This is a genomic window from Caulobacter sp. FV1ye13L (assembly GCF_058681155.1).
The window spans coordinates 2931418-2950417 of record NZ_CM178732.1 but is presented as its reverse complement, the minus strand read 5'-3'; the positions used below and the strand labels follow the sequence as shown (position 1 = coordinate 2950417).

Here is a 19000-nt window from a genome sequence, read left to right as displayed (position 1 = left end):
CTGGCCGCGGCAAGGATGGATTTCCAGCCAGCGCAAGACGTCTGCTCGCTATCACCGTCAGATCGATCTTGGGTGGATCGCTCCATCGCCGCCTGGCGTTTTGCAGCGACTGAACTCACGCGCGTTCAATTGCCAAGCCAGGTCGAGACAATTCTGTTCAGCGCCGACTGCGCCTTGTCGAGCAACACCGCCATGCAGCTCAACGGGCCCGCGAACTGGGCCAAGCAACAGCACACGGGGACTGTTCCACTGCCGGGAGGTCAGAGCGTCCAGGCAGGTGTCGTTTCGTACGCGAGTGACGCCAACGGCATCGCCTATTTCGTTATGTCGACCCCAAGCGTTTGGGCATCAAAGAAGGTGCAGGGAGGCCCAATGGGGCTGGAAACCCTGATGACGGCGGTTTTCCTCCACGAAGCCACGCACATCAGCCAGTCCAACACCTATATGCGCCAGATCAGCCAGATCGCAGAGCGTCAGCAGCTTGGTGACGATTTCAACGACGACAGCATTCAGGCCCGATTCAAAACGAATGTAGAATTTTCGGAATCCGTCGGCCAGGAGACCGAATTGCTCTTTGCTTCGGCGGTGGCCGAAGATGATGCCGAGGCCTGGCGTCTGGCCGATCGTGCACTGGAACTCATAAAAAATCGGCGCGCTCGTTACTATATCGGAGACGTCTCCTACCTTGCCCAGATCGAAGACATTTTCCTCACACTCGAGGGATCTGGCCAGTGGGCCGGCTATCAATGGCTAACAAGCCCAAAAGGGGGCGCTGTTACGCCGACCGAGGCCATTCCGGCTTTTGCACGACGTGGCGGTTGGTGGAGCCAGACCGAAGGGCTCGCCCTACTCTTGGCCGTCGATCGCCTCGACAACCGTTCATGGAAAGCTGCGGCTTTCGGCGACGGAAGCATGGCGGGCATTGCCCTGCTGGAGCAAGCGCTCAACGCCAGGGCGCCTCGCCGGCGACCTTAACCGAAGGGGCCTGTCGCCCCCAACTGCCCCACAACCGATTGTTGGGGCGCATGAAGCTGAGGTCGGCGCGGCGCCAGAACCTCGGAGGTTGAAGGCCAAGGCGGATGCTTAGCCAGTCCTCTATCTCTTGATGAGATGGCTGTGCATCCATCCGGCGGCCACGACAACCGTCTCCGCGTGGCGCCAGGCTGGTCGCTGCGGCTACTGAACCTCTCCCGGATCGTCAGCGTGGATCAACACTCGTTGTTGGAGATGGAAGGTCGGCGGGCTGCGGCTCAGGCGATCGACCTGGCTGCACCCAACCGGGGCTTGGCCATCTCCGATGTCGTCAACCACCCCGTTGCAGCATAGAGGGGACGTCCCTGCTCGGTCGCGTGCAGGAAGGCGTAGCCGACGCCGCGCTCAACCAGGTCGGCTTCCGCCGCAGACATCAGAACCGCGCCAAGCCCGTGTCCGCGATGTTCGGGCTCGACGAAGAGATTTAGAATATAGCCTCTTTGGGCTTGTTCTGGATGGCTGGGATGAGGCGGCCATTCGAGCACCATCGTGCCGACACCCCCGACTTGGGCGCCCAGGCACTCAGCGATGAGGCCAAAGTAGCGCCCCTGGTCCAGCTCGCGGGCCAGCCAATGGCGAAACGGCGACCGCATCGCCTGCAAGTCCGCCTCTGGACGTCCTGATGCGCGGAACATCGCCTCTCGGTGGCGACAGATCAGCTCAAGATCCTCCAGGCCCGCGGCGCGGAGGATGTACGGGAACGGCTTAGGGGTCGCTTCCATGGGGGCTTTCCGGCTCGGTTGGGTGGGGCTAGGCGCCCGTCCAGCGACGGAAAAGCAAACTGGCGTTGACGCCGCCAAAGCCAAAGCCATTCGACAGCGCCAGTTCGACCTGCGCCTGGCGCGCTGTCGTGACGATATCAAGCTTTTGCGCCACAGGATCGGGCGTCTCTAGATTGAGGGTTGGCGGCAGAACCCCTCTGGCCAGCGCCAGGACCGCAAAGGCGGCCTCCATCCCGCCGGCGCCGCCCAGGAGATGACCCGTGGAGGCCTTGGTGGCGCTGATGGCCGGACCACCCGCCGCGCCAAACAGAGCGCAGATCGCCGCCAGCTCCCCGGCGTCACCCACCGGCGTGGATGTGGCGTGAGCATTGATGTGGCCGACCTGGTCTGGGGTGACGCCGGCCTGTTTCAAAGCCGCGACCATGGCCCTCTGAGCGCCCGCCCCGTCTGCAGGGCCAGCGGTCAGATGATAGGCGTCAGCGCTCGTACCATAGCCGACAAGCTCCGCGAGCGGCTGGGCGCCGCGGGCCAGCGCGTGATCCAGGGCCTCGATCACCAGGATGCCCGCGCCTTCGCCCATGACAAAGCCGTCGCGGCCGGTGTCAAAGGGGCGAGAGGCCTGTTCAGGCGTTTCATTGTAGGCGCTGGACAGGGCGCGAGAGGCCGCGAAGCCGCCCAGACTGACATGGTGGATGGCCGCTTCTGAGCCGCCGCAGACGGCGATATCGGCTTCGTGATTGCGGATAAGCCGCGCGGCGTCGCCGATCGCCTGAACCCCAGCCGCGCAGGCGGTGACCGGCGCCCCGATCGGACCGGTGAAGCCATGGCGGATGCTGACCCAGCCCGAGGCCAGGTTGGCCAGGAACGAAGGCACCGTGAAGGGTGAAAGTCGGCGCGCGCCGCGGGCGTCCGTGGTGCGTACGGCCTGGGCCAGCGCAGGAAACCCGCCGATCCCCGAACCCACCATTGTCGCCGTGCTCTGGCGCCCAGCTTCGTCCTGTGGCGACCAGCCGGCTTGAAGGAGCGCTTCGTCGGCGGCGGCGAGCGCGAACGCAATGAAGCGATCCATCTTCTTCTGGTCTTTGAGAGAAACGACCTTCTCAAGGTCGAACTGGCCATGCCCCTGACCTTCAGGCACCGGCGCGACGACCTGAGCGGCGATATCGGGCGCAACGTCGGGCGCAAGGCGCCTAAGGCCGGACTCGCCGGCAAGAAGGCGTTCCCAGACCGTTTCGACACCCACCCCAAGGGGCGTTACCAAACCAAGACCGGTGACAACGATGCGGCGCATGAGGCTCTCCCGTATTGGGCCCACGACACAGCGCAGCCGCCCTGATCCGGCCGAGGGGCCGAGGGGAAGGCATCTAGTGACGCCACGCCCCGTCGAAAACCGTCGCCAACGGCAATGCAGCCTTCCATTTAACCGCACTTGCATCGATAGGCGTGGTCTCCGACTGTCTGCTGGGGTGGTGGGCGCGGCGCGCCCACTCAAGGCTCATGGCCTCGACGCTCGGCGGACAAAGCCTCGCGTTGCGGGCGACGGGAACAGCCGCGTTTCGCGGATAGCTAGGGGCAGCGGATGCCGATATCGCGTCGACATTTGATCGCCGGAGCCATAGGCGGCGGCCTCGCCTTTGGCCCGGCGGCCGCGCGTCCACGCGGCGAGCGTCTGAAAGTCCTCTATAACCGGGCGGCGCAGGAGCACTATCCCGATCAGAACCCGGTAATCGTCATCCCAGGGATCCTCGGCACACGGTTGGTCGACGGCGCCTCCGGACAGACCGTTTGGGGCGCGTTCGACGGCCTCTCCCCCATGTCTTCGGATAAGAGCAACGTCCGCAGGTTGGCCTTGCCGTTCGGCGACCAGAGCCGGCTATCTGGCGTCGCAGCGGACCTGAACCCGATCGCCGTTCTGGATCGCGTCAGCGTCAAGGTCCTGGGCGTACCTTTCCAACTGCGTCAGTACGCGCAGATTCTGTCCACCCTGGGGGCGGGCGGCTATCGGGACGAAACCCTCCATCCCACGGGTCTCGACTACGGCCCCGGCCACATCAGCTGCTTCCAGTTCCCCTATGACTGGCGACGGGACAATGCCGAGACCGCAGCGGCCTTGAAGCGCTTCATGGATGAAAAGCGTCTGGTCGTCGCCGATGGCTATCGCGAAACCCTGGGGTACGACGTCGCGCCTGAATCCATTCGCTTCGACGTGGTCGCCCACTCGATGGGCGCTCTGATGTTCCGCTATTTCATGCGTTATGGCGGCCAGCCCCTGGACACCTATGGCGCAGGTCCGACGCTGGATTGGACCGGCGCGGCCTATGTCGACCGGGCGATCCTGGTGGCGCCGCCCAATGGGGGCAGCGCCGAGACGATGCGGTTTCTTCTTGAAGGCCAGGACTTCGGCCGCCCCGTCGCGCCACGCTACCCGCCGTCGGTGCTGGGATCCTTCGCCTCCATCTACCAATTGCTTCCGCGGCCCTGGGCCTCGCCCATCGACGGCGTGGACGGTGAGCGCCTTTTCGACGCCAGGACCTGGATCGCGCGCGGATGGGGCCTGGCGGCGCCCGACCAGGATGCGGTGCTCGCGACGCTTCTCGGCGACGTCACCGACCCGCTACGCCGGCGACAGATCGCCCTCGACCGCCTGCAGGACAGCCTGACCCTGGCTCGCCGGTTCCATGCGGCGCTCGATAGCACCGAGAAGGCGCCGGCCGGGTTTGAACCGTTCCTGATCGCGGGCGATAATGTGCCCACGCCGGAACGTTTTCGGTTCGACGCCGGGCGGGGGCGTCTCTCCCCTGTAAGCCTCGTCCCGGGCGATGGCGCGGTTACGCGGTCCAGCGCGCTGTTCGACCATCGGACGCCCTCGACCTGGAGGCCCCGCGTTCAATCCCCACTGCGCTTTCGAAGCGTGCTTTTCACCGAACAGGACCATTTGGGCCTGACCCAGACGGACCTGTTTTCGGACAATGTCCTGTTCTGGTTGCTGGAAGAGCAGCGCGGCGAAAGGCTCGAGCGCTACGCCCTATGACCCGCGCCCTTCGGGAGACCTCCTGCGGCGCCCGTAGAGGACGGTCGCCCCTTTAAGCGGCGGGGGGAAAGCCGACCAAGACACCCCCCCCGCACGTTTGGGGGCGGCGAGCGGGAGTCAGACGTCGGGCCCCTCCCCCGGCTGGGCGGCCAAGCGCTGCAGACGAGCGCGAAGACGAGGTGTGGCGAAATCCAGAAATGCCCGCAGCTTCAGTGGGATTCGGCCTTGCTGCGCATGCAGTAAGGTGATCGGTGTCGGCTCGGGCTCAAAGGACTCAAGCACGAGCCTGAGGCGGCCCGCCTCGACCGCGTCGTGGCACTGATAGGCAAAGACGCGCGTCACCCCCAGCCCCTGCTCAGCCGCCCAGACCGCCGCGTCGGCCGAGGAGACGGTCAGGCGCGGGAGGAGCCGAGCGTTGATCGTCGCTCCGCCTTTGGGCGACAGGTAGGTCCAGCCTGTCGCTCCCCCCTCATGGTCGAAACTGATGCTCGGAAGGGCCTGCAGATCGGCCGGATGGCGCGGGGCGCCGTGGGCGGCCAGCACGCTGGGCGCGACGCAGGTGACCTGACGCATGGTTCCAACCCGCGTGGCCACAAGGCCGCTATCGGGCAACTGGCCGATCCGCACCGCCAGGTCGACGTGGTCGTCGATCAGATGAAGATTGCGATCCTGAAACACCATGCGAACCGCGATCAGAGGATTGAGCGCTAGGAACTCGGCGACGACCGGCAGGATGTGCAGGCGTCCGAACATGACCGGCGCGGTGACGACCAGCTCCCCCTTGGGCGAGGCAAAGTCCCCGGCGGCCGCGCTTTCGGCGGCATCCACCTCCTCGAGAATCCGCTTGGCCGACGCCAGATAGGCGCCCCCCACCTCGGTCAGCGCCATGTTTCGGGTCGTCCGAACGAGAAGTTTCGCGCCCAGGTGCGCCTCAAGGTCGGCGATATGGCGGCTGACGGTGGAGACTGGCGCGCGCAAGGCTTTGGCGGCCGCGGTAAAGCCCCCCGCCTCCACGACGCGCACGAACATTGTCATGGCTGACAGGCGATCCACTATCTCAATTTTCCGAATAAAGTTTCCTGAAGACCCTATATTATCGTGATTATTGAAAGGGCCTATCTCTTTCTCACGGTTCGGCGGTCAGCGCCGGACACGAATGGAGAACCCTCATGTCCCGCATTGCCATCCCTGAGTTCGACAGCGCCCCGCAAGCCTCGCGCCCGGGTCTCGAAGCCGTCAAAGCCCAACTCGGCTCGCTGCCCAATCTGTTCCGCCTGGTGTCGCTCAGCCCGGCGGCCCTGAGCGGCTTCCTTGGCTTTTCCGGCGCCTTGAGCAAGGCGCTCGACGTCAAGACCCGCGAACGCATTGCGCTCGCCGTGGCCCAGGTCAACGGCTGCGACTACTGCCTGTCGGCGCACAACTACCTTGGCCTCAACCTGGCCAAGCTGTCTCCCGAAGAGATCGCGCGCAATCGCCAAGGTGGCTCGCTGGAGCAAAAGGCCAATGCCGCGGTGGAATTCGCCGCCAAGGTGACCCGCGAGCGCGGTCACGTGGCCGAGGCCGACCTGGCCGCCGTCCGCGCCGCCGGCTTTACGGACGCGCAGATCGTCGAGATCGTCGCGATCGTCGCTGAGAACTGCTTCACCAACTTCCTCAACGAAGTCGCCAAGACCGCGATCGACTTCCCGGTCGTGCGGGCCAACGAAGCGGTCTGACCTCTCGGCGGCTGGCGATCTTCCGATCGCCGGCCGCCCGTCCGGCTTGCGGACCGCATGATCGACCCGGGCATATTCGCCACCTTGCGCCTTCGCGAGATCGCCTATGACGCACTGACTTTTACGCCAGCGGCCAAACTGGCCCGACGCGCTCCACGAATGTGATCTATTGCCAGTCTGTCCCGCCTAGATGCTTCCATCGCAAACGGGACAGACTGGATGGGGAACGATCCCGTCACCCATCGAGAACCAGACATAGTAGTGATCGTCACCACACGCGCTTTGCTCGCCACCCCTTCAACCGCGCCGCCCCCTAGAGGCCGCCCCCGCGGCGTTGGCGCAGCAGGCCGTCGACGACTCCGGGCCCATCGACCATCGGCCCCGCCGGAATTTTCCCCGGCGCCGTGCATCAGCGCGACGGGCCGTCGTGTGGCCGACCGCGTATTGGGAACAACGTTCATTGTGGCCGTCGCTCGCCGCCGGCGGAGCTGACCTAGGCCTTGAGGTCTACCAAGGCGCCCTTTTTGATCTTGTCCTTGTCGCCACCCAGGACCTGTTGCTTGATCATGTCCTTGATCTGATCCTCGATTTTCTGGCGCTCCTTGGTGTCCATCGCTTTCAGCTCGTTCTCGGTGACGCCGAGCTTGCTGAGTATGGCCACGCGCATCTTCTGTGCTGGCGTCAGTTTGGCGAAGTCGAGAAACTCATCCTTGGCCGACTTGGGACCTGAGGCGTCGACACCTTTGGTGGGGCCGGGCGTTGCCACCGATGCGTTGATGGCGTTGATCTTGGGCAAGCCTGAGGCGGCGAGCGACGCCAGGATGCTGCTGGAACCGGAAACTAGCACGAGAACTCCCGCCGTTTGCTGAGGTGGCCCCCTCTGCAAGCCTCGTGCAAGCTTGGCCCGAGGCATATGTCACGAAATCAAGAGCTTGCGGGCGCCTCCGGATGGCGCGCGCGCGCTAGCGGCAGGGATTGCCGTGCAGAACCTACCCACAAGGACCTCAAGGGGCCACGCGGTCAAATGGCTGCCTGATCGGCCTCCAGAGCGACCTGGCATCGTCGAGCACCGGCGTCGAGGCGCCGCAGGCCGACGACGCCGCCAAGGGCTTTGCGAACGCAGCGTCGAAGGGTCTCGGGACTGCGGTGGCTTTGGCCATCCTCTTCGTCATGCCGGCCGGCTTCGTCCAGGGGGGGACCGTGTTCGGCCCGCCCCGGCTGGCGCCTGCAGGCATCGGCGTCGACATCTGCTTTTCCGTCACGACCTCGCCGCAGGCTCTCGCGTCGCGATCGCTGTCTAGAAGCTAGTGCGGAACACCGCTCGGCCCTGAACGCCGTTCTCGCGAGCGGCCTCACCGAAGCGCGAGCGGTCCTGACGGACGCTATGGACGGCGACGCCCTCCAGCACGATCTCGGATCGTTCGCGAACGGCGAACGACCAGGCGGCGGTGGCGGCCCAGCCATTCTCGGCGTTGTTGTCTAGCGCCTTAAAGGTGCGGTCGCTGACCGAGAACTGATCCAGCCTTACCGTAGCGGTCCCCGTCTTCAGGGTTCGCGACACCAGTAGATAGGCGGCGACGAAGCCGATATCGGCCGGTTTACGACCATTGACAGCGACGCCCATAGCGGTTTCGCCGGTCATGGCCTGCGCCAGGACCTCGGTGTTGGCGTCCGGCGCCCAACGCACGGCTGCCTGCACGAAGCGCGTCCGCCACGCATACTGGCCGTCGGTCACGGTCGTGCGGTCGCCGTTGTTGTCATAGCCGAACAGGCTCAGCGCCAGGGCCTGGGACGGCGCATAGTCCAGTCGGGCATAGCCGCCCCAGCGGCCATCGACCTCGTCAACCGGCCGCGAGGCCTGGGCCTGCTTGCCTGCAAACATCGTCGGGATGGCGGGAAGCCTGAAAGTCCCGTCCAGGTTGGCGCGCAGGTCGTGCAGCGCCCAGCCCCGAAACGTCAGCAAGGCGCCCGAGGTGTCATTGCCCTGGAAGGCGGCGACGGTGGCGCCGATCGGTTGGCCAGCAAGCGCGCCGCGCAGGGTCAACTCCGCGCCCGCCACCTTGACCTCTTCCGCGATCCAGCTGTTGATCGCCGATGGCGTCAGCGTGCGGGCCAGGGACCATTCGGTCCCGTCGTGCTCCAGCGAGGCGGGCGGGAAGAACAGGCCCGCGCGCCCCGAGAGACGCACGACGGCGCCCGGTGTGGGCCTCAGGGTGACGTAGGCCTCATCGAGCCCGACGGTGGAATTGGCCAGGGACTGGGCGTCCATGGACACCAGAGCGCCGATGCGGTCGCTGAAGCTTCCACGCCAGGCCACGACCGCCGAGCCATCGACCCGGACCTGATTTGAGCCGGTCTGTAGCTTGCCCAGCCCGCCCCTGAGCCAGGAGGCCTCGCCGCCCCCCGTGGAGGAGCCAGCGACGATCACGCCCGAAAACGCCTCGCGCGAAAGCAGCTCGGCGGCGCGGGCCGCGCGGGGCGCGGCGCCGGCCAGAACGAGTATGGACACCGCCGTCAGGACTGAAGATCGCACCATCGGCAAAGCTTGCTCCACCTCCCCCTACAGTCAGCTTAAGAAATGTCGGACAGCGACTGACAAGGGGACGCAACCGACCGCCGGCCGAATGGTATCCGCTGGGGGTACGGGAACCTTCAGGCTACGCTAGGCTATTGGCGCGGGGTGCGCCTGGGGCTGCCCCGTCGGGAAAATGCGGCTTGCGACGGACCCCGAACAACGTCTGACGCCACCGCCAGTATCCGAAAGCCAAGCTACGGCGCATGGGGTTTGATCCAACCCGCCACCGCCGGACCTGAGCCGTTTAGAGTCAGTGACACGGTCCACTATCGCTTCCGGGCAATGTGAAGCCGGGCCCTCGTAGACAAACAAGCTAGCGGCGCCGCGCGTACAGCTGGCTCGACAAGGTTCGCTCGGCTGAACTTCACTTCACCCAGATAGGGTTCACCCGCTCCTGGAACGCGGAGGCCGTGCGCGCCTTGTCATCACAAGGGCGAGTCGGCGCCTTGCCCGGCACAGGGGCGAGAAGTCCGGCGCCGTTCGCTCGCTGGACCAAGCCACGCCGGTTATGCGAGCGATCGAAAGTGTCACGGCGCCTATCTCAGCTCAAGCGAGGGCGCCTCCATCAGGGCATTGGAGGGAGGAGTGAGACTGACCGGGGTGCGCGCGACAGCGCCGCGACGATCGGACCGTGGTGGTCCGCGCCGGCGACGACAGCGATCCGCGCGTCCGGATGGGCTTTTGCGGTCGCGAGAATGTTGGCGATGATGTGCTTGTCGCGCTGATCATAAAAGGCCGGTATCGCGGCGAAACGCGTGCCGACGGTGAGTGCGCGAAACGTTGCGTAATATTCCTTTGCGACACGATCGTAGCGCCCGTCCGACAAGCTGGTGACGGTTGCGTTGATGAGGATCGCGGCCAGCTGTTCTGAAAGCGCGTCAAGCTGGGCGCCGAGCCTTGAGTGACGGGCGTCGCCAGGTAGGCCGGCATCCATCTCACGCTCGAGCTTTTTGATCGGGCTACGCGCTTTCCACCAATCATCGGGCACGGCGCGTCCCGCGACATCGTTGCCTAGCCAGTCAAACCCAAACACGCGGCCTGCAAAGGTATGGGAGAGATACACCATCTCGGCCGGATAGTTCTGTGACAGATAATCCTCGCCACGCCCTAAGTCTTCGGGCCTGATCTCCACGCCGACGAAATCAGGCTTAAAGTTCGCGACCGCCGCGTAGAGATCGCCATAGGTGTAACTGCTGCTGGTTCCATGCCGCTTGTGCATGCTGGCGAGCACCATCACCCGAGCAGGGCGAGCAGACGCAAGGGCGACGAGTGGCAAAGAAGCCGAGGTGATCGCCAGCCCGGCTATCAGGTCGCGCCTATTGGATACGGTCATACTGGATAGCCTATGTTTGGGTGTGATTTTTAGGAATGTCGCTTCCCTAAAGCTTCGCATGCGCCGAGCGTTATCTCAGCGCGCCGCCAACCGGCGCTAAGCAGCTATTCAGAGGCGCGGGCTTGGACGTCGGTTGCGCTGAGCTCGAACGCAACGACATGGACAACTATCCAGCCTCGCCGCCCGGAGAACGGGCAGAACGCTCGAACAGGATCCAAGATGGGCGCACCACTCCCCCTTGAACGAGCGATGCGCCACGACAAGCTGCCGGAACAGCGCGCAGGCTGCTTTTGCCACGGCCGCCGGTCGGGCTCTGCGCTCCAGCCGGCGAAAGTAGCCTCCACCCAGCGCAGTCTCACAACCCACGCCGCTGTTTGCAGCGCCTTAGAGATCCAACGTCATCTAGCCCGACGCTTCGGCGCTTCCGCGCTCAGGCTGACGCCGCACGGCGGCGGCCACCGCCTGAGGCGGCTGAGGTTTCACCCTGCACGACCTGCAACGCTTAACGGAACAGCCTCTTCGCTTTCCAGCCATCCTGCTTCAGGTACTCTAACAGGCTATCGGGCCCTGCCATGTGGAAGAGTCCGACAACCACGAAAGACGGTTTGGCTTCCTTTTGCATCTCAGCGAAGCGTGGGAGCCAATTGCTGTTGCGTCCCACGACGTGCTTTGCATAGAGGTTCGGCTGCAAGCGCTTCATTTCAGAGACGAATTCAGCAGCAGGCGCCTGGTCGCCAGCGGCCCAGGCCCCAAAGATACGCTCGCTTTCTGTCGTACCAGCTATCACCTGTTTGAGGGTGTACTGGAGGAATTGAACGTCCTCCTCTTTGGACATCGCCCCCATAAATCTAACCACGTCATCCTGGGCCCCGAATTCGCTCGCATGCCGGATTTTGCCTAAATCGACCTTCGACAGTAAAACCCTCTCGGCTGTGCCCTGCTCTTTCAGGCCCTTTTCTCTGAAGTAGGCTGACTCGATCTGACTAGCGGCCAGCCAAGGCCTCATAGGTTCTATCGATTCCAGGGGGATTTTTGCTATCTCTGCAGCCTTCCTGACATCTGCATAGTCTGAGACTGTCAGGGACTTGCTCAGTGGACCCTCAAGGTTCAGGCCATACTTTTGAACGAGGGTTCTGGGGTTATCCCGGAAGACATTATTGGTTTCTGTCCAGATCGCGCCGCAGGACTCGATCAATTTCTCAATTCGCGCGTCGCTCCAAACTGTCGGGCGCGGTGGCGTTTGCCCTGTAAGATACACAACCTGTCCAGACTTCTGCAGCGCCCAAAGCGGCCACGGGGTTCGTGATCCGGGCCGTAATTCTGCCGCCGACGCCAAGCTGCTTTTGAGGACGCCGATAGAAAGCGGCGTCGCGAAAACCCCGGCAAGGAGCTGCCGCCTCGACGAGACACCGGCTGTATTCGAAATATTTTTATTGTTCTTCATGTTCGCAAGGTCTCATTGCAGGGGAGAGCGTTAGAAACGCCGTCTTCGATTTCAGCGCCGCCAGGAATGATCCTGGGTATCGATGACCACTTTGCCGAAGTGGCCAGAACGGTTCGGGGACTCATTCGGCCTCGGCCGCCCCTCTCCATTTAAAAGTCTTAAACAGGCCTGCGGCCGTGACGCGCACGACCACTTCTCGATCGCCGAGCTGGCCGGGCCCTGGCTGTTCGCCGAGAACCAGGGCGAGTTCATGTGAGCCGGATTGGAGAATGTACTCGTCCATCGAGATTCTTCCGCTGCTTGCGCGCTACCCGTCCGGCGGCGCAGGGCTGGGCCAGGGTGAGGAGAACCTAGCGTGCTCGGCGGCTGACGACCGTTTCGAATAGTGAAATACACTGTCTCACAGGCCGGTTGCCGAGGCCTGCCCTCCTGTCCTGGCCCGGCCCGACCCGGCCCGGCGGCACCCTACGCTGGGCGACTGGGTCGAATACAGTAGAACCAAATCCCGGTGCCTTGCCCTTGGCCGTCAAGGATTCTGGTCTCATCATCATTCGTTCGTCACTACGACGAGACCAAAGCCCCCTTTAAACGGAGCCCTCAATCCGTCTCATTGGCGCTGAAGGCGGCCACCTCTAGAACGTCAGGCACACCCGCAGTCACACAAAGGTGCGGGGGTCAATGCTGCGATCTTCGACGAAGGCTAGGTTGCGAGCCGCGCTGTCTGCATAGTCGGTGCGACGGATGGCAAAGTCGTCCCAGATGTAGAGTTGGGCGCGGATCGCCTAGCCAGCTCTGTCCTGCTCTGCCCTGGGTGAATAGGGGCGCGGTGCTGGTCGGGCTGGGAACCTTCTTCGCCCCGGCCAACGCGACCGCACAGGTCAGCCGCATCGCCGGCGCGAAGTCAGGCCAAGCCAAGCCAGAGGCCTGTGCCTCACCGCCTAACTCACCGGCGGTTTCACGGGAGCCGCTCTGGCCGGCCGGCCTTCAGAATGTTACGGAAGGACAGCCTGCCTGTATCTGATCGGCGCCGCACCGGCGGGATGCTTGATCCTGGGATCGGGTTTCTCAAAGCTTGGAGACCAAACCCGATGATCGAAACCGTCGATGTAATCGTGATCGGCGCGGGCCAAGCGGGACCCTCGCTTGCCGTGCGCTTTGCGCAGGCCGGCCGCCGGGTCGTGCTGATCGAAAGGGAGCGGCTGGGCGGGACCTGCGTCAACAATGGCTGTATTCCGACCAAGACCTTGGTCGCCAGCGCCCGCGCCGCCCACGTCGCCCGGCGCGCCGCCGACTTCGGCGTATCGACCGGTCCTGTCAGCGTGGACCTTGCGTTGGTCAAGGCGCGCAAGGACGCGGTGGTTCAGCAATCCCGCGACAACCTGGCCACCTGGATCGGCGCCACCGCCAACCTTCAGCTTGTCTTGGGCGAAGCGCGATTTGTCGGCCCGCGCAGGGTGGCTGTAGGCGATCGGATCTTTGAAGCCCCCCTGGTGGTACTCAACACCGGCGGGCGACCGGTACGGCCCGATTGGCCCAAGGCCAGCCCGGGGCGCCTCATGACGAACATCGAACTGATGGAGCTTGATCGATTGCCCCGACGCCTCATCGTGATCGGTGGCAGTTACATCGGGCTGGAATTCGCCCAGATGTATCGCCGCTTCGGCGCCGAGGTCACCGTGCTGGAATTCGCCGACCGCATAATCGCCCGCGAGGACGCGGATGTGAGTGCTGCGGTCAAGGCGATGCTTGAGGCCGAAGGCGTCGAAATCTACGTCGGCTGCCGGGACATTGAGGGCGCCGACGCCGGGGACGGCGTTCGCGTCTCGTTCAAACAGGACGGCCAGGTGAGGAGCGTCGACGGCGCCTTGGCGCTGGCGGCAGTCGGGCGGCGGCCAAACGTGGAAGCACTGGACCTTGCCATGGCCGGCGTCGCACTCGATCCGCGCGGCTTCATCCAGGTGGACGATACGCTGATGACCAGCGCCGAGGGCGTGTACGCCCTTGGCGACGTCAACGGCCGCGGCGCCTTCACCCATACCAGCTACAATGATTACGAGATTCTCGCAGCCAACCTGATCGACGGGCAGGCTTGGCAACTGAGCGACCGCGTAACGGGCTACGCCCTGTTCACTGATCCGCCACTGGCGCGTGTTGGGATGAGCGATCAGGAAGCGAGAACGTCAGGCCGCCGGATTCTGCGTGCAGAACTGCCCATGGCGCGGATTGGTCGGGCCCGGGAGCGCAGCGAGACCACGGGCTTTCTGCGTGTTCTCGTCGACGCGGAGAACGAGCAGGTCCTCGGCGCCACCCTCTTCGGCATTGAGGCCGATGAGATCATCCACCTGTTTATCCAGGCGATGACGGCAAACCTGAGCTACAAAACACTGATGCGCGCTGTGCCTGTCCATCCCACCGTCAGTGAACTGATACCGACCCTACTTGGTGGGCTCAAGCCTCTAGTGGCGGCGGCATGAGCGAAGCCAGCCCTACGCCGCCGTAGCCAAAGTGTTCAATCAGGTGCGCATATGGACGCGCCACTGAACACCCGCTTGTGGCTGCCTGCCGAGGCGGTGCGCGCAGGCCGTCCGCAAACAGCTGCCCGTTCGAAGCTGCCGACATCCAGTATCCGGTGCTGACCGCCCAGGCGAGGGACTATGCGCCTGCCTTGGACCTGGCCTTCTGGGTCCACGCCATCACGTCACCAACACCAAGCTGGCGGCGCTGAAAACGAGTCAGCAGCATTACGGCGAACGAAATAGATCGTTACTTTAAATCGCCCTTCTTGATCCCAACATAGCTGCGTAACTGTAGCTCGCCATCAGGGCTAACCCTTCAATGAACTGATGTTTGCAGCCCCTCACTATCCCCCTAGTGAACGAGCCGACGACCGAGCGGGCCGCTTTCCTGCCCCCACAAGCTTCACCCGGTCGCCCTTTTGGGGATCTCGTAAAGGAGCCCAGATATGTCGCCCCCCCCGTTCACCGAGGAGACCGCTCGCGAAAACGTGCGCTTGGCCGAATACGGCTGGGAAAGTCGCGGCGCTGCCAAGGTTGCCCTTGCCCATGCAGAGTATTCCGCCTGGCGGAATCGGGCCGAGTTTCCCCGGAGGCCGAACAGAAATTCAGACCTTTGTGACCCGCAAGTGGTCAAAGGAACTCCATAACCGCCTTTTCAAAGAGCTATGGGCCTTCACCGACAAACGGATAGCGGTGCGCTATGCTTATGAATACAATAATGGGAGCGGCAACTGGTTTCGCGCCTACGGCAATGAAAACTGGAAATTCGTCGCCGACGGGCTGATGCACAACCGACATGCGAGCATCCGATCTAGGATCGCAGACCATAAGTTCCGCTGGCCGCCCGGCAACGGCCCCGACGACCATCCCAGCCTTTCCGACCTGGAACTCTAACCCGCAAGTCAATCGCCACTATTCGTCCCGACCGAGCGTACGCGCCGGCGGAGGAGCCATGCAATGACCGACGCTTATCTTGTCGCCGGGGTTCGGACCCCGTTCGTAAAAGCCGGCACCGCCTATGCTGGGGAGACGCCACTGACTTTGTCTGCGACGGTCCTACAGGCGATCGCCGGCCAACATCGCCCCGACCTGATCGTCTGGGGCCAGGTGATCCCGAGCTTGTCGCTGTCAAACATCGCGCGCGAGGCAGCGCTCGACGCGGGCCTTGACCCGACGATCCCCGCCTATTCGACCCAGCTTGCCTGTTCCACGAGCATGATGGGGGCGATCCAGGCATCCGGTCTGGTCGGACGCGGCGGTATAGAACTCGCCCTTGTTGGCGGTGTCGAACAGATGAGCCGATCGCCTATCGCGCTCGAAGAGCGCGTCTCAGCCCGTCTCGCAGCGCTCGCTGCGAGCGATCCGGCGGGCGCGATGCAGGCCTTTGCCGAGCTACGCCCTACCGACTTCGCCCTACCGAAAAAGGGTTGGGCCAACCGGATATCGGGTCGCTCGATGGGCGATCACATGGAGGAAACCGCCAAGCGCCTCTCGATTACGCGGCAAGATCAAGACACGGTGGCGCTTGCCAGCCACCACAATGCCGAAAAGGCCCGTAGGGCCGGCTTCTTCGACGATCTGCTGGTGCCGTTCGCCGGTGTTACCGAAGATGCCCTGATCCGCCCGGACACGACGGCGGAAAAGCTCGCATCCCTGCGACCGGTGTTCGATCCGTCGGGCGGCAGCTTGAGCGCCGGCAACAGCTCGCCGCTCACTGATGGCGCTGCTGGCATGTGGGTCGCCTCGGCCAAGGGCCTGGCGGCGCTTGGTAAAGACACCGTGGCCGTCAGGCTTGTCGATTTCGAACTCGGCGCGCTCGATTTCCGCACCGACGGCATGCTGATGGCGCCGGCCTATGCCATCCCCCGGTTGCTGGCCCGTAACGGCCTGCGTTTCGAAGACATCGCGATCTGGGAGGTCCACGAGGCTTTTGCCGCACAATTGCTGGCCAACATCCAGGTGGCAGCCGACCCTGGGGCGAGGGCCAAACATGCGCCGGACATCGGCGACCTAGGACCGTTTCCCTGGGACCGGCTCAATCCGGTCGGCGGCAGCCTCGCGCTCGGGCATCCGTTCGCTGCAACCGGAGCGCGGATCATCAGCCAAACCGCCAAGCAGCTTGCGGGCCGCCCGGCAGGAACCAAGGCTGTGATCTCGATCTGCGCCGATGGCGGCCAGGGCACGGTCATTCTGGTGGAGGCGATCTGATGCGCATGAGCTTTGACGGCCCGGTCAAACCAAATGCCCTTGGTCAAGGATTTTAGCGTTCCCAGGCTGGCGGTCCAAATGTCAATCTGATCTTCCCCAGAGGTAGAACGCAGAGCGTGCTCAACCCCGTCCACTTTCTCGTGGGAAGATCAATCGCCCGGTTTCGACCGCCTGGCTCAATGCGTCGTTGGTTGGTGTCTTCCACGCGCCGCGTTTCGCGCTCTCCGCCAAAAAGACCAGGGACGGCCCGCATGCCGAGTGCCTCACCGAACAGAGGAACCTAAAAGATGAGTACGAGGCGGATTGGCGAACTCCGGGGGCTCGGCTCAGTTTCGGCGCGGTGGCTGGAAAGCGTCGGGATTACCCGCGAAGATGACCTCAGGGCACTCGGCGCCGTGCAAGCCTTCGCTCGTGTCAGGCTTGCCGCTGCGCCTGCTGCAAGCTTGAATCTGCTCTACGCACTCGAGGGAGCATTAAGAGATGTCGATTGGCGCTTCCTGCCGCCAGAGGTAAAGCAGTCTTTGCGGGCTGAGTTGTCTGGATAAATCCGCCCAAGAAATTTTGCGGATTATTCACCACCGTTCCCGCCCGACCCTATACAGTTCAAAGGGGGCCAGTCCGATGTCAACTAAAGCGAGCGATTATCCGTGAGACCTCTCTGTCCCTGAATTTTGCGCTTTATGAACAGTAGCTCTGTTCATAAAGCGCACATTTCAGGCCACCTGTGGTGTCCAGGCCAAAGGCTTCATTGGCGCGTCAATCTCGGTGTGGGCCAGAGCATTCGTGAAGTTCGAAATCAGTTTTGCCGAAAGGCAGACAAGAACATCAAGCGCCTGTGATTTAGTGTAGCCTGCGTGCAGAAACGCCTCCAGCGCCGGGTCGCCGACATGGCCGCGCATTTCGAGCAATTGGCGAGCAAAGGTGCGAAGCGCTTCTAGCTTTGCATCGTTGATCGGCTTGCCTTCACGAAGCGCAGTAATAACGTCCTGAGGCGCATTTATCATCTTCATGATCATTGAGTGGCCCGCCATGCAATAATGGCAGCTATTGTGATAATTCGACGCCATTAATACGACTTGTACTTCTATCGGTGTTAGGTTGGTTTTTTCAGTCGCAAGTTTATATGTGACAGAATAGGCTTCATGAGCTGCTGGAGATTCCGCCAAAATTCTGTGAAGATTGGGCACAAAGCCAAACATTGCTTCAGCACTGTCTATAAAAGGGACAGACTGAGGCGGAGCCGTCATTTTATTGTGATAGGTGAACATTCTTAGTCCTCTTCAATTTGGCGGAATTTATGCGGGAACCACGTAGGTGGTGATCGTCATGTCTGCTGCGCGCGTGCGGAGTGGAACGAGCGCCTGATAGGCGGCGGATGCGTGCCAAGCCTCGATTGCGTCGATATCCGGAAATTCGATGATACCGACCGTCTGATGCGTTAGCTGGCCCACGAGGGCGCTATCGGCTTTGCCGCGCAACACCGCTTTGCCTCCGAACGGCGTGAGCGTGGCGCCGACGCTTTGGACGTAGGTCTGATAGGCTTCCTGGTCCTTGACAGTGGTTGTGACGACAAAGAACGCGGTCATTTGGGTTTCCTTTTGGGTCTGGCAGTGCGAGCCGTGAATGGCCTTCCCTCTTCTCGACAAGGGTCGGCAGATCAATTATGTTCACAGCTGTATAAAACGCAACGCTAATATTGTTCATAAGTGTACAAAACAATATGTCCAAGCCCGGCAGGCCTGCGCAGTTCGATCGCGATGCCGCTCTAGACGCGGCGCTGATGGCGTTTTGGCGGGATGGCTATCAGGCCACCTCGGTCAAAGCCCTGTCCGAACGACTGGGCATCACGCGTTCAAGTTTTTACAACGCGTTCGAAAGCCAGGAGGCGGTGTTCCTCGAAGCCCTTGATCGTTACCTGGAGCGCTCACCCGACAGGGCGTTTGCGTACGTGACGCAGGAAGGCAGTATCTGCGGGCTGATTGCGGAGACGTTCAAAAGCATTTGCCAAAGCCTGGCTCTGGATAGCGATGCGAGAGGTTGCCTGGCCGTTAACAGTGTGGGCGCGCTCTGTGGGGTCGACGCCGCTTTAGGCCCCAAGGTCGCCGCACACATGATCGCGCGCCTGGAACGCCTTGAGACACTATTGAAGCTGGCCGTCGCGAGAGGCGAACTCCGTGACGATACCGACGTTGCAGCAACGGCCCTTGCACTGAAAACATTTCTGGTCGGCTTGAACGTCATGGCCAAGGTGGTGCCTGACCGTGACGCCCTGTGGCCCGCAACGCGCACGATGCTCTTAGCCGCTGGCATACTGCATGAAGGCGAGGATAGCCGACAGGCTGGGTGAAGGCCCGGATCCTGCCTCACCGACAAGCGCCACTGAGGCCGTTTGCAGCTCCAAGAGAGTCAGGCCGAAACGCCGCT

The 19000-nt window shown here is 63.1% G+C and carries 19 protein-coding genes; 9 read left to right on the top strand and 10 right to left on the bottom strand.

What is annotated here, in order from left to right:
• The first annotated feature begins 72 nt into the window (after positions 1 to 72).
• Positions 73 to 975, top strand: coding sequence for a hypothetical protein (locus ACW176_RS14320; protein WP_492109604.1), 903 nt, complete (start codon positions 73 to 75; stop codon positions 973 to 975).
• A 275-nt stretch (positions 976 to 1250) separates the two neighbouring features.
• On the opposite strand, the gene ACW176_RS14315 is transcribed toward ACW176_RS14320, so the two are convergent.
• Entirely contained in the window at positions 1251 to 1754 is a 504-nt protein-coding gene (locus tag ACW176_RS14315) for a GNAT family N-acetyltransferase (protein WP_492109603.1), read from the bottom strand.
• Between the two features lie 28 nt (positions 1755 to 1782).
• Entirely contained in the window at positions 1783 to 3045 is a 1263-nt protein-coding gene (gene fabF, locus ACW176_RS14310) for a beta-ketoacyl-ACP synthase II (protein ID WP_492109602.1), read from the bottom strand.
• 309 nt (positions 3046 to 3354) lie between these two features.
• On the opposite strand from fabF, the gene ACW176_RS14305 reads away from it, so the two are divergent.
• The gene (locus ACW176_RS14305; protein ID WP_419320537.1) at positions 3355 to 4785 is read left to right on the top strand and encodes a lipase/acyltransferase domain-containing protein; all 1431 of its coding nucleotides are present in this window, start codon (positions 3355 to 3357) and stop codon (positions 4783 to 4785) included.
• Positions 4786 to 4902: 117 nt separating this feature from the next.
• Here the strand turns inward: ACW176_RS14305 and ACW176_RS14300 are convergent, their stop codons facing one another.
• A complete protein-coding gene (locus ACW176_RS14300; RefSeq protein ID WP_492109601.1) occupies positions 4903 to 5820 on the bottom strand; it encodes a LysR family transcriptional regulator in 918 nt (305 codons plus the stop codon).
• Positions 5821 to 5954: 134 nt separating this feature from the next.
• On the opposite strand from ACW176_RS14300, the gene ACW176_RS14295 reads away from it, so the two are divergent.
• Positions 5955 to 6500, top strand: a complete 546-nt coding sequence (locus tag ACW176_RS14295; RefSeq protein WP_492109600.1) for a carboxymuconolactone decarboxylase family protein — start codon at positions 5955 to 5957, stop codon at positions 6498 to 6500.
• Positions 6501 to 6993: 493 nt separating this feature from the next.
• Here the strand turns inward: ACW176_RS14295 and ACW176_RS14290 are convergent, their stop codons facing one another.
• The 5 genes from ACW176_RS14290 to ACW176_RS14270 form a co-directional block, all read right to left on the bottom strand.
• A complete protein-coding gene (locus ACW176_RS14290; RefSeq protein WP_492109599.1) occupies positions 6994 to 7296 on the bottom strand; it encodes a hypothetical protein in 303 nt (100 codons plus the stop codon).
• Between the two features lie 501 nt (positions 7297 to 7797).
• Positions 7798 to 9036, bottom strand: a complete 1239-nt coding sequence (locus tag ACW176_RS14285; protein ID WP_419320530.1) for a hypothetical protein — start codon at positions 9034 to 9036, stop codon at positions 7798 to 7800.
• Positions 9037 to 9640: 604 nt separating this feature from the next.
• The gene (locus tag ACW176_RS14280) at positions 9641 to 10408 is read right to left on the bottom strand and encodes a hypothetical protein (RefSeq protein ID WP_419320529.1); all 768 of its coding nucleotides are present in this window, start codon (positions 10406 to 10408) and stop codon (positions 9641 to 9643) included.
• Positions 10409 to 10910: 502 nt separating this feature from the next.
• Positions 10911 to 11852 carry a TraB/GumN family protein gene (locus ACW176_RS14275; RefSeq protein WP_492109598.1) on the bottom strand — a complete coding sequence of 314 codons (942 nt, stop codon included), beginning with the start codon at positions 11850 to 11852 and terminating at the stop codon, positions 10911 to 10913.
• A 121-nt stretch (positions 11853 to 11973) separates the two neighbouring features.
• Entirely contained in the window at positions 11974 to 12135 is a 162-nt protein-coding gene (locus tag ACW176_RS14270; protein WP_492109597.1) for a hypothetical protein, read from the bottom strand.
• 805 nt (positions 12136 to 12940) lie between these two features.
• On the opposite strand from ACW176_RS14270, the gene ACW176_RS14265 reads away from it, so the two are divergent.
• The 5 genes from ACW176_RS14265 (at position 12941) to ACW176_RS14245 (ending at position 17121) form a co-directional block, all read left to right on the top strand.
• A complete protein-coding gene (locus tag ACW176_RS14265; protein ID WP_492109596.1) occupies positions 12941 to 14326 on the top strand; it encodes an FAD-containing oxidoreductase in 1386 nt (461 codons plus the stop codon).
• 488 nt (positions 14327 to 14814) lie between these two features.
• Entirely contained in the window at positions 14815 to 15015 is a 201-nt protein-coding gene (locus ACW176_RS14260; RefSeq protein ID WP_492109595.1) for a DUF1348 family protein, read from the top strand.
• On the top strand, positions 14924 to 15262 hold the full coding sequence (locus tag ACW176_RS14255) for a DUF1348 family protein (protein ID WP_492111935.1): 339 nt from the start codon (positions 14924 to 14926) through the stop codon (positions 15260 to 15262). Before ACW176_RS14260 ends, ACW176_RS14255 begins: the two co-directional genes overlap by 92 nt.
• 63 nt (positions 15263 to 15325) lie before the next feature.
• Entirely contained in the window at positions 15326 to 16576 is a 1251-nt protein-coding gene (locus tag ACW176_RS14250) for a thiolase family protein (RefSeq protein WP_492109594.1), read from the top strand.
• Between the two features lie 287 nt (positions 16577 to 16863).
• Positions 16864 to 17121, top strand: coding sequence for a TfoX/Sxy family protein (locus ACW176_RS14245; RefSeq protein WP_492109593.1), 258 nt, complete (start codon positions 16864 to 16866; stop codon positions 17119 to 17121).
• Between the two features lie 168 nt (positions 17122 to 17289).
• On the opposite strand, the gene ACW176_RS14240 is transcribed toward ACW176_RS14245, so the two are convergent.
• Positions 17290 to 17844, bottom strand: a complete 555-nt coding sequence (locus ACW176_RS14240; protein WP_492109592.1) for a carboxymuconolactone decarboxylase family protein — start codon at positions 17842 to 17844, stop codon at positions 17290 to 17292.
• A gap of 27 nt (positions 17845 to 17871) precedes the next feature.
• A complete protein-coding gene (locus ACW176_RS14235; RefSeq protein WP_492109591.1) occupies positions 17872 to 18162 on the bottom strand; it encodes a DUF1330 domain-containing protein in 291 nt (96 codons plus the stop codon).
• A gap of 134 nt (positions 18163 to 18296) precedes the next feature.
• Between ACW176_RS14235 and ACW176_RS14230 the strand changes: the two genes are divergently transcribed.
• A complete protein-coding gene (locus ACW176_RS14230) occupies positions 18297 to 18923 on the top strand; it encodes a TetR/AcrR family transcriptional regulator (RefSeq protein WP_419256024.1) in 627 nt (208 codons plus the stop codon).
• Positions 18924 to 19000: the final 77 nt, after the last annotated feature.